Here is a 10,061-nt window from a genome sequence, read left to right as displayed (position 1 = left end):
CTTCTTGGAAGCCTTCTTCTTGGAAGCCTTCTTCTTGGAAGCCTTCTTCTTGGAAGCCTTCTTCTTGGAAGCCTTCTTCTTGGAAGCCTTCTTCTTGGAAGCCTTCTTCTTGGAGGCCTTCTTCTTGGAAGCCTTCTTCTTGGAGGCCTTCTTCTTGGAAGCCTTCTTCTTGGAAGCCTTCTTCTTGGAAGCCTTCTTCTTGGAAGCCTTCTTCTTGGAGGCCTTCTTCTTGGAGGCCTTCTTCTTGGAAGCCTTCTTCTTCGCCGCTTTCTTGGCTGCTGGCGCGGGTGCGCCAGGCGACGCCGGAGTGGATGCCGCCGCAGTTCCCTGCTCAGGCACCTGTTGTTCCAGCTGGCTTTCTTCGTTGATTTGCATGATGCTGACCTCCCTGGGTCGTGATCAGGATTATCTAACTACTCGCCCGGCGAGAGTCTTCATTGCGGATATGATTGATCCACTCCCTCGCAGCAGTTTCTACTCTGCCATAATCCGTCGCCTCGTTAAAGGCGTCAATTGCACCTTCGGTATCGCCAAGGTTGTAGCGAGCCGTTCCAAGCAGTAGCCAGGCATTGCCGGTCTGGTTATCCGAAAGACCACCCAGATCGACGGCGCGATTGAGGGCTTCTTCGGCTTCTTCCCAGCGTTCCTGGTCGGTAAGAATGAAGGCGCGCTGGAGATCGATCTCGCCGTCGCTTGACTGGCCGCCGGCTCGCTCGTAGGCTTCAAGCGCCTTTTCAAGCTCTCTTGCCTCGTACCAGGCGCCCCCGGTCATTTCCCAGTTGCGGCGGGTATTCTCGACGATGCCCTTCTCGAGGCCTTCCTGCAGCACTTCCGCAGCCTTGCGCGGGAAATCGAATTCCTGTTGCAGGCTGGCCAACTGCTGATACTCGGTCTGCCGCTCAAGCAGGCCCTTGCGCCAGGCCAGGGAAAGTACGGCCATCGAATCACGGTTGCGATCAAGCTGCACATACACGGACGCCAGCTGAACCCAGTAGTCCTTCTTTTCCGGGCTCATCTGCAGGAGAATTTGCAGAACGTCGGCGGCTTCATTGAACTCGTCGAGTTCGAAGTGCATGCCCAGCTTGAGCTGATACCAGTTTTCCTTCGGGTCATCGGACATCGCGATCGCGCGATCGATCGCCTCAACGGCGTTTCGGAACTCCTCGATCTGGGCATGGATGCTGGCCTTCATCACCCATACAGTGACCTTGTTCTGCTGGTCATCGGGCGTGACGCAGAACCAGATGTCGAGCTGCTCGAGCGCGTCCTGGTAGCGCTCCATCGTGTACTGGAGTTGCGCGACCTGCAGCATCATTTCGTAATGCTGGTTGTTGGGCAGCCGATTGAGATCGATCGCGCGCTGGAACATGTCGATCGCATCATCGTAGCGCTCCTGCTGCGCACGAACGAAGGCCATTGCCTGCAGGATCGTGGCGCTGGCATAGTCATCGCGTTCGTTACGCTCCAGCAAACTCTCCAGGGCCGGGAAGGCCTCCTCGTACTGCTCCTCGCCGATCTGTTCATAGACGTCGCTGAGGCGGTTGTAGGTCCGCTCGGTCAGACCGCCGGCAGAAACGTCGCGCTCGACGCCACATTCATAGCCGGCAACCGTTTCCTGGGCCAGAGCGTGGCCGGAAAGGGCGAACAGTGTCGACAGCACAATCGTGTTGGCAATCTTGTTCATGTCTGATCCAGGGTGAAGTCGATGGTCTGGGTCGCCTGGCGTTCCACCGCCTGGCCGTCAACGACGCGCGGCTTGAACTTCCAGCGCAGGATGGCGCGAATGGCTTCGCGGTCGAAAACGCGGGGCGGATCGGAGTCGATCACTCGAGGCGAACGAACTGAGCCGGTCGTGTCGATGGTGAAGCGTATCGTCACGTAGCCTTCGATCTGCGCCACGGCGGCATCACGCGGATACTGCGGCTGAATGCGCACCAGCGGGACCACATCGCCCTCGGCGTTGCGATCGCCCTGACTCATATTCCCCAGGAACGGGCCCGACCCACTCATGGAGAGGTCGAGATCCGGCATATCCATGTCCGGCATATCCTGAACCTGCTGCTCCATTTCCGCAATTTCCATGTCCGGCGGCGGGGGCGGCTCTTCCGGCGGCGGCGGCGGCGGCGGCCGGCGGCGGTCACGCGTCTCCACGGTCTCGTCGATCTCCACCGGACCGAAACGGATGCCCGGCGGCGGCTCCATGTCCTCACGATCGCCAGGATCACCGGAGATAAGCAGATGCATCACGTAGAAGGTCACCAGCGTGACCACGATGGCCAGCACGACGGCTACGGCATATCGAATTCCGGGATTCATGATTACCTCCCGCCTTCCGGCTCGGCCGAAACCGAGATGCGATTGATGCCCGCGGCCTGGACCTGGTCCATGACTTCCACGAGCATACCCGTTCGAGCGCCCCGATCGGCAATCAGCACGACCGCCGATTCCGGGTTCTCGGCCTTCGCTCTCTCAACTTCGGAACGCACTTCGTGAAGCTCGATCTCCTGCTTGTTCATCCAGATATCGTCGTTCTCTCGTATAGCAATTAGAACATTGCCCTGCGGTCGAGGTTCCGCGGTCAATGCCGTGGGCTTGTTGACCTCGACCCCGGTTTCACGAATGAACGAGGTTGTGACAATGAAAAATATCAGCATGATGAACACGATATCCAACATCGGCGTGATGTTGATTTCCGGTTCATCCTTGGTTGCGTGTCTGCGTGCCATGTTTTGCTAAACCTGTTTACGACGCCTGTTGTCAGTCGAACCGGAGCAAATCCTCGAGACGCTCGGCCTCGACTTCCGACTTGCGCTCCAGGAAAGAACCGAAGTAGAGGCCCGACAGGGCCGCGACCATGCCCGACATGGTGGGTATGGTGGCCTGCGAGACGCCGGCGGCCATGGCGCGGGCGTTGCCCGTGCCGAAGAAAGCCATGACGTCGAAGACCGCCACCATGCCGGTCACCGTTCCCAGAAGTCCCAGTAGCGGACATACGGCAATCAGCGTCTGGATGGTTCGAATATTGCGCTGCATTTCCTGGGCCAACCGATTGATCAGTTCTTCACGGATCCGGCTGGCGTGCCAGGACTGGCGATCCCTCCGCTCCTGCCATTGGTCGAGGATTTCCCTGCGACGCGACGGCAGAACGCGAAAGTAGTACCAGTAGCGCTCGATGATCAGGGTCCACATCATCAGGAGCACGACGAGGATCGCCCAGAGGACGTCCCCGCCGAGCTCTATGAACCCGCGGATCGATTCGAAGAAATTAGCTAGCGCTACCATGGCGACGCTCTGCGAGTCTTGCGATGATACCGGCCGATTGCTCTTCCAGGATCTGGATCAGCGAACGGCTGCGGCTCTGCAGCAGACTGTGAAGTATCGTCAGCGGGATGGCAACCGTCAGACCCAGTACGGTGGTGATCAGTGCCATCGAAATACCGCTGGCCATCATGCGCGGATCGCCGGTGCCGAACAGCGTGATCTGCTGGAAGGTCACGATCATGCCGACAACCGTACCGAGCAGGCCGATCAGCGGGGCCACGACGTACATGACCTTGATCAGCGGCAGACCCGCCTCCAGCGGCGCGGTTTCGCGCAGGATAGCTTCGTCGAGCTTGAGCTCGAGCGTTTCGACATCCTGGTCCGGATTGTCCTGGTAGACCTTGAGCACGCGGCCCAGAGCGTTGCCCTCGTCGGCCTCGTCGCGCTTGACCTGGCGCTTGATGGCATTGCCCTTGATCGTCAGCACGATGCCACGCCACAGCGAGAACAGAACGCCGAAGATACCCAAGGCGATAATCACGTAACCAACCTCGGCGCCCTGACGGATACGCTCGCCGAGCGTCGGTGAGCGCACCACCTGGGCCAGGATAGCGCCCATCGTGCCGTCAATGGCCATGTCGACCACTTCGTCTCCGCTGGCCTGCTGGAGGTCCTGAGCCATGCTCTGGAAACGACCGGCCGGCTGCCGGGGCAGTTCGATCAGCAGCCCCTGGTCGCCGTCCCACTGCAGGAACTTGCCGTCGGAGACGACGTTGAACACGCCGACACGAACCACCTGGCGATTCTCAACCAGATCGCCATCGGCGTTGATCATGTCGGATTCGAATTCCACGATCTTGCCGGATTCGGTGATCTCGCGAACCATCTCGAACCACATCTGCCGAAGTTGGCTAACGGTCGGCAACTCGCGCGCCTCGGCCAGCTCGGCGAAGAACTCTGAACGTCCGGACAGCTGCGCACTGGTCATGGAGTCCCGCAGGTTGCCGCGCATGTCGCCGGCGGCCTGGCGAACCACGCCGAACAGCTCACCGAGATTGCCCATGCGCTCATCCAGCGTCGTTTCGAGTTCGACCAGCTCGATCTCGTTCTCGTCGAAGTCGTTCTGCAGGCGATCGGAACGCTCCTCTTCGGCACGCAGTTCGGCGCGCGCTTCCTGGAGCAGTTGGCGCTGGTTGTCGCGCTCGTCGATGAAGCGCTGCAGGCGCTGCTGGTCGATGCGCTGTTCTTCCTGAGCCGCCTGCTGGACTTGCTGCAGCAGCTCGTCGAGGGTGTCCTGCGCGCTGGCCGCAAAGGGCATCGCCAGCGCCAGCAGTGCAATAAGAACTCTATTCATTGTCATCATTCACTCTCCGGGGCGGGCACGGGCAGCCGAATCAGGTCGGGCGCGACCTGGTTCTTCGCGATGGCCAGGCCGTCGCTGACGGGCAGGCGATAGCGATCGTCAAGCTGCTCGAATTGGCGGCTGTTCGGATTCCACCAGCCGGTGGATTGGCCGTCCAGCGACTGCCAGAACAGCAGCGTGCGTCCGACGCGCAGGAACTCGACCTGCTGGCCGTCGGGCAGCGCGCCGCGATAGCCTTCCATCGTACGCCCATACTCCAGCTCGGCCTGGTACGACTCGATGATGAGCCGGAATTTCTCCGAGTTGGTGATATCCGAGCGATCCAGGTTATCGACAACCGTTTCGGCCCGGTCAACCCGCTCTTCGAGCAGGAAGGGCATGTCCGCACGTACCAACTGCTCGAGCGTCTCCGCCATCTCGATCATCAGCGGGACGACATCGCGGTTGGTCTGTTGCAGGCCTTCGAGTTGCTCGTTGATCGAGACAATCTCTTCTTCCTGGTTGTCGACGACCGCCTGCATTTGCTCGTTGTAACGACGCAGGCTATCGGTCTCGGCGAGCACCTGGCGATACTCGTTGACCAGCTGCTGGGTTTCTTCATCGAGCTGGTTGATCTGTTCTTGAGTCTGCGCTGCCTGGCGCGTGATCCGGTTCTCGGTTTCGATACTGCGGTCAAGCACCTGTGCTTGGGCGGCGAAGGCGCCGAGCATCAGCCCGGAGCCCAGCACCAGCAGGCGTGAAATTGGGGTTGAGTGTAGTGACATTGTCGTATCCGCTATAGCTTGAGATTCGTGGCTTTGCAAATGTCTTGGCGTTGGCCTAGACCGGCAACCGAACTAGAATACCGCGCACACCTTCGAATTGAAAGACGAAAGGCCTGCGCGCACCCGCATCGAATTGCCGGAATGCGGAACCTACCCGTATCCAGGCCTGACGTCAAATCCCATGGCCGAAAAAAAAGCACCGCATCAAGCCACCGATTCCCGCCGCCCAACGCCGTGCGGACTCGTTCGCCGTTTGGCATCAATGATTTACGACTCCTTGCTGGTACTCGCCCTGCTGATGGTCGCGGCAGCCCTCGTCGTCATCCCTTCGGGCTCCGGCATTCAGTCGGGCACACTCTGGTTCCAGGCCTACCTGCTGTTCACCTGGTGGGCCTACTTTGCAGTTTGCTGGCGCATGGGCGGCCAGACCGTGGGAATGCGCGCCTGGCGCGTGACACTTGTGACGGAAACAGGCGAACGCATCGGCTGGGCCAACTCGGCCGTGAGGTTCCTCGTCGCCGGGGTCTCGGGCGCCGCTGCCGGCCTGGGTTTCCTCTGGAGCGTTTTCGAACCGCAACGTCGAACCTGGCACGACCTGGCCACGGCGACCCGCCTCGTCGTCATACCCAAGGAGAAGAAATAGAAACTCCGAGCCGCAGGCGCTAAAACTCTCTTCAGCCAACAGGCTTGCAACACCTTGCCCGTTTAGGTCATTCGGATTTCGGTCATTCGGATTTGATTGGTACTTGGTGCTTGAAATTTGGAATTTTGAATCCCGACCATCGACTCAAGGCAAATGCTTCACGCCACCTTGGGGTGGGGGTGGCCACTACAACCGCCTGAGCAACACCAACCCAATTACCCCGAAGAACAGCGCGGGAAGGATCATCAACAACCACAACGGGCCGGGCCAGAGCATGGCCGTGCCGCGGATGAGTCGGCTGATGACGAAGAACATCAGGCCCAGCGACAGCCCGACGAAAATACTCAAGCCGCGACCGCCCTGTCTCGCGCCGCGAAACGTGAACGGAAGACTGACCAGGATCATGGCCAGCACGTTGAGCGGGAAGAACAGGCGACTCCAGAGGGCCTGCCGATACTGCCCGGTATCGAGATTATTGGCATCGAGCAGGGAGATCATGCCCATCAAGTCGGCGATGGCCAGCATCCTCGGTTTGCTCACGGCCGAGGAGAACAGATCGTAGCTGAGCGTGGAGTCGAGCCTCATTGACGGCTCGCTTCGGGAATCCGCGCTTTCGAACACGCCCCGCTCGACCACGCCGCGGAGCACCCATTCCTGGCCGGTATGCGTCGCATTGTCGGCCTGCAATACAAGCTCGGGCTGCATGCCGCCCTCGTCGAGACGATAGATCAGCACATCCCCGAAATCCGGCCGGTTATCATCCGACCAGGCCGAATAGCCAACGCGCACCATCATGCTGCCGTCGCGCAGCCATAGCGCCCCGAAACGCCCCAGATGCACCTGACCGCTGCGCCACTGATCGCGCTGTGCGTTGGCCCGCGTCTCCAGCCCGGGAATCACGAACTCGGCCAACAAGAAGAGCGCGATCAAGCAACTGCCGACGGCCAGCATCACGCTGGCCAGGATTCGTCCACGATCGTAGCCAGCCGCACGCATCGCCACCAGTTCGTTGGTTCCCGCCAGCCCGCCCAGTCCGAGCATCGTGCCGATCAGGGCGGCGAACGGAAAGATGTCATAGAGCCGGCTGGGCGTGGTCTGGGCCAGGTATGAAAAAAGTTGCAGCGGCCCGTAGTCACGGGTCAGATCCTGCGCCTCGCGAACGAGCTCGATCAGGGTGTACAGACCGGCCAACAGCACCGCGACGATCAGCACCCACACCAGCACGGTGCGGCTCACGTAACGACCGAATATACCGGCAATCACCACGACCTCCAGTGCCGCCAGAAAAGCATGAGCACCAGCAAGCCCAGCGCACCGTGAACCGGCCACAGCCCGGGCCCGCGCATTGCATCGTGCTGCTCCATCAGGATCAGGCCGCCGTGCACGGCATTACTGTAGACGAGGTAAAGCACCAGGGCCGTTACGACGCTGGCATGGCGCCCTTTTCTCGGTTTGCGACTCGATAGCGGCAGGGCAAGCAGCCCCAGCAGCAGCCCGGCCATGGGTGCGGCCAGGCGCCAGTGCCATTCGCGCCTTTCGCTCGGGGAGTCGGCCGGCCAAAGCTGCGGCAGGCGATACCTTGATTCACTATCGGTGGACGCTTGTTCAGGGGTCGGTAGCCTGAGCTCATTGCGTGCAAATCGCATTTCACGAATCCCGTCCGCGAGCGGGTCGGTGGCGTGCTGCACCTGATAGCCGTTACGCAGCAGGAGGTATCGACCCTCATCCTCACCCGGCAGCCACAACCGACCCCGGTCGGCGGTCAGCAGTTGCGTACTTCCGTCTTCCGTGTGCTGGATGAAGATATCGCTGAGTTCATCCGTGCGCCGATCGATGCCCCCGACATAGACCGTCGTTCGCCCGTGGTTGAGTCGATCGAACTGGCCAGGCCGCAAACCGGCCACCATCGCGTTGCGGGCTGCATCGGCCAGCAACGTGGCCGAGCGTTCGACCGCCATGGGAGAGAGCCAGCCCGATACCAGCAGCAGTCCGCCTGCCCACAACAAGGCGACCACGACAATCGGCCGCAGCAGACGCCGGTAAGCGAAGCCGGCGCTGCGCATGACCACCATCTCGCTTTCTTCCTGCAGGCGGCCCAGCGTCATCAGCAGCCCGGTCAGCAGAGCCAGCGGCCCGACCAGCATGATCGCCTCAGGCAAGCGCAGGGCGAGCATGAGCAGGACACTGCCGCCGGGCAGCTCGCCCTGGGCTGCCTCGCCCAGAAGTTCGGCCAGAAACAGGGCGCTGACCACGCCGAGAAAAACGACCAGACTCAGCAGGCTGGCCAGCAGGCCCTGCCTCAGGATGTAGCGCTGGAGAATCAGCATTCAGGCGGCTGGCGTCGACGGTTACAATGGTGGATTGGCATTATGATTGACTACGTTTCTCTTTCGAGCAGGACACTGGACACTATGCAGTTTACAACCACTGACGCCACCGCCACGGCGGTCGAGACCGATTGCCTCGTTGCCGGACTGGGTGAAGCCGGCCTGAGCGGCCCGCTTTCCGACATCGACAAGGCCAGCGACGGCCTTCTGTCGCGTCTGCACGAAAACGGCGACCTGCCGGAAAAGAACGGCCAGACCGTGCTGCTGCACGCCGTGCCCGGCATCAAGGCGGCCCGCCTGCTTCTCGTCGGCCTCGGCAAGTCCGAGAAACTCGACGGCGCGGCCTTCGACAAGGCCGTCAAGGCCGCCGGCAAGGCATTGAGACAATCGCGCGCCACCAGCGCTCACTGCCTGCTGGCCGATCACGAGGTCAAAGACCGCGGAAGCGACTGGAAGGTTCGCCAGGCCGGCATCGCCCTGGCGTATGCCGACTACATCTACAGCGCCACCAAGAAGCCCAAGGACGACGCGCCGCCGGCGACCGACACGGTCAGCTTCCCGGCCGGGGAAGGCGTCGAACAGCAACTCGCAACGGCCGCGGCGATTGCCGCCGGCGTGCAGCGCGCCCGTGACCTGGCCGACCTGCCGCCCAATATCTGCACGCCCGCCTACCTGGCCGAGATCGCCGGAAAGATGGCCGAAGATCACGGCGGCCTCGAGGTCGAGATTCTCGAGGAAGACCGGATGCGTGAGCTGGGCATGAACGCGTTGATGGCGGTCGCCGACGGCAGCGCAAATCGCCCGCGGCTGATCCGCCTGAGTTGGAAAGGTGGCAAGGACGGCGACGCACCACTGGCGATGGTCGGCAAAGGCGTCACCTTCGACACTGGCGGCATCTCGATCAAACCACGCGACCTGATGGAGCAGATGAAGTTCGACATGGGCGGCGCGGCTGCCACCATCGGCGCGATGGAAGCCGTGGCCCGGCTGAAGCTGCCGATGAACGTCGAAGGCGTGGTGGCCGCGGTCGAGAACATGCCCGACGGCAAGGCCTACCGCCCGGGTGATGTCATCACCGCCATGAATGGCAAGACCATCGAGGTTCACAACACCGACGCCGAGGGCCGCATGATCCTGGCCGACGCCCTGACCTGGACCGGACAGAACCTCGAGCCCGACACGACTGTCGACATGGCCACCCTGACCGGCGCCTGCGTCATCGCACTCGGCCACCACGCCAGCGCCGTCATGACGCAGGACGACGAACTGGCCGAAGAGTTGCTCTCGGCCGGTCAGCGCTCGGTCGACCGCACCTGGCGCCTGCCGCTGTGGGACGAATACCAGGAACAGATTGATTCGCCGTTCGCCGACATGAAGAACATCGGCGGCATGCCGGCCGGATCGATCACCGCCGGCTGCTTCCTGTCGCGGTTCGCCGAAGGCCAGCGCTGGGCCCACATCGACTGCGCCGGATCGGCGTGGCAGTGGGGCAAGCCCGAATCCGGCACCGGCCGGCCCGTGGGCATGCTGGTCGACTGGCTGGTAAATCGTGCCGGCGGCTGGGACGCCCTCGACTAAGGTCCGACGCGTCCCTGTATGTTCCGGCTGCGTTGGACTCGTTGCTGATTGGCCTCACGCAGAGCCGCGGAGGAGCGGAGGACGCAGAGGAAAAGAGAGAACAAGCCGGGCGGAAAGGATGCACA

11 protein-coding genes are annotated in these 10,061 nt (G+C 61.7%); 2 read left to right on the top strand and 9 right to left on the bottom strand.

Translation table 11 applies throughout. The features are described from left to right. From ACDC66_RS06610 to ACDC66_RS06580, 7 genes are all read right to left on the bottom strand, one after another. The coding region (locus ACDC66_RS06610) for a hypothetical protein (protein WP_376695895.1) at window positions 1-339 on the bottom strand (339 nt) is incomplete at its 3' end. A 70-nt stretch (window positions 340-409) separates the two neighbouring features. Beyond that, complete coding sequence (locus ACDC66_RS06605) at window positions 410-1,684, bottom strand: tetratricopeptide repeat protein (protein WP_376695894.1); 1,275 nt, start codon at window positions 1,682-1,684, stop codon at window positions 410-412. Next, the gene (locus ACDC66_RS06600) at window positions 1,681-2,316 is read right to left on the bottom strand and encodes an energy transducer TonB (protein WP_376695893.1); all 636 of its coding nucleotides are present in this window, start codon (window positions 2,314-2,316) and stop codon (window positions 1,681-1,683) included. Before ACDC66_RS06600 ends, ACDC66_RS06605 begins: the two co-directional genes overlap by 4 nt. A gap of 2 nt (window positions 2,317-2,318) precedes the next feature. After that, window positions 2,319-2,726, bottom strand: coding sequence for an ExbD/TolR family protein (locus ACDC66_RS06595; protein ID WP_376695892.1), 408 nt, complete (start codon window positions 2,724-2,726; stop codon window positions 2,319-2,321). Window positions 2,727-2,757: 31 nt separating this feature from the next. Continuing rightward, on the bottom strand, window positions 2,758-3,282 hold the full coding sequence (locus tag ACDC66_RS06590) for a MotA/TolQ/ExbB proton channel family protein (RefSeq protein ID WP_376695891.1): 525 nt from the start codon (window positions 3,280-3,282) through the stop codon (window positions 2,758-2,760). Continuing rightward, window positions 3,266-4,615, bottom strand: coding sequence for a MotA/TolQ/ExbB proton channel family protein (locus tag ACDC66_RS06585; RefSeq protein WP_376695890.1), 1,350 nt, complete (start codon window positions 4,613-4,615; stop codon window positions 3,266-3,268). Before ACDC66_RS06585 ends, ACDC66_RS06590 begins: the two co-directional genes overlap by 17 nt. Window positions 4,616-4,620: 5 nt before the next feature. Beyond that, window positions 4,621-5,388 (bottom strand): DUF3450 domain-containing protein, encoded by a 768-nt coding sequence (locus ACDC66_RS06580; RefSeq protein WP_376695889.1) that lies wholly within the window; start codon window positions 5,386-5,388, stop codon window positions 4,621-4,623. Window positions 5,389-5,569: 181 nt separating this feature from the next. Between ACDC66_RS06580 and ACDC66_RS06575 the strand changes: the two genes are divergently transcribed. Next, a complete protein-coding gene (locus ACDC66_RS06575; protein ID WP_376695888.1) occupies window positions 5,570-6,031 on the top strand; it encodes an RDD family protein in 462 nt (153 codons plus the stop codon). Between the two features lie 186 nt (window positions 6,032-6,217). Here ACDC66_RS06575 and lptG read toward each other — a convergent pair whose 3' ends face one another. Both lptG and lptF read right to left on the bottom strand, forming a co-directional pair. Next, window positions 6,218-7,294: an LPS export ABC transporter permease LptG gene (lptG, locus tag ACDC66_RS06570; protein ID WP_376695887.1), complete on the bottom strand. Its 1,077-nt coding sequence runs from the start codon at window positions 7,292-7,294 to the stop codon at window positions 6,218-6,220. After that, window positions 7,291-8,358 carry an LPS export ABC transporter permease LptF gene (gene lptF / locus ACDC66_RS06565; protein WP_376695886.1) on the bottom strand — a complete coding sequence of 356 codons (1,068 nt, stop codon included), beginning with the start codon at window positions 8,356-8,358 and terminating at the stop codon, window positions 7,291-7,293. The genes lptG and lptF overlap by 4 nt, the downstream gene beginning before the upstream one ends. A gap of 84 nt (window positions 8,359-8,442) precedes the next feature. Here lptF and ACDC66_RS06560 point away from each other — a divergent pair, with 84 nt between their 5' ends. After that, window positions 8,443-9,936: a leucyl aminopeptidase gene (locus ACDC66_RS06560; RefSeq protein ID WP_376695885.1), complete on the top strand. Its 1,494-nt coding sequence runs from the start codon at window positions 8,443-8,445 to the stop codon at window positions 9,934-9,936. Window positions 9,937-10,061 lie beyond the last annotated feature (125 nt).

The organism is Wenzhouxiangella psychrophila, from assembly GCF_042310375.1.
In the GTDB taxonomy this organism is placed as follows: domain Bacteria; phylum Pseudomonadota; class Gammaproteobacteria; order Xanthomonadales; family Wenzhouxiangellaceae; genus Wenzhouxiangella.
The sequence above is the reverse complement of the archived record's forward strand: the minus strand, read 5'-3'. Positions and strand labels throughout refer to the sequence as shown.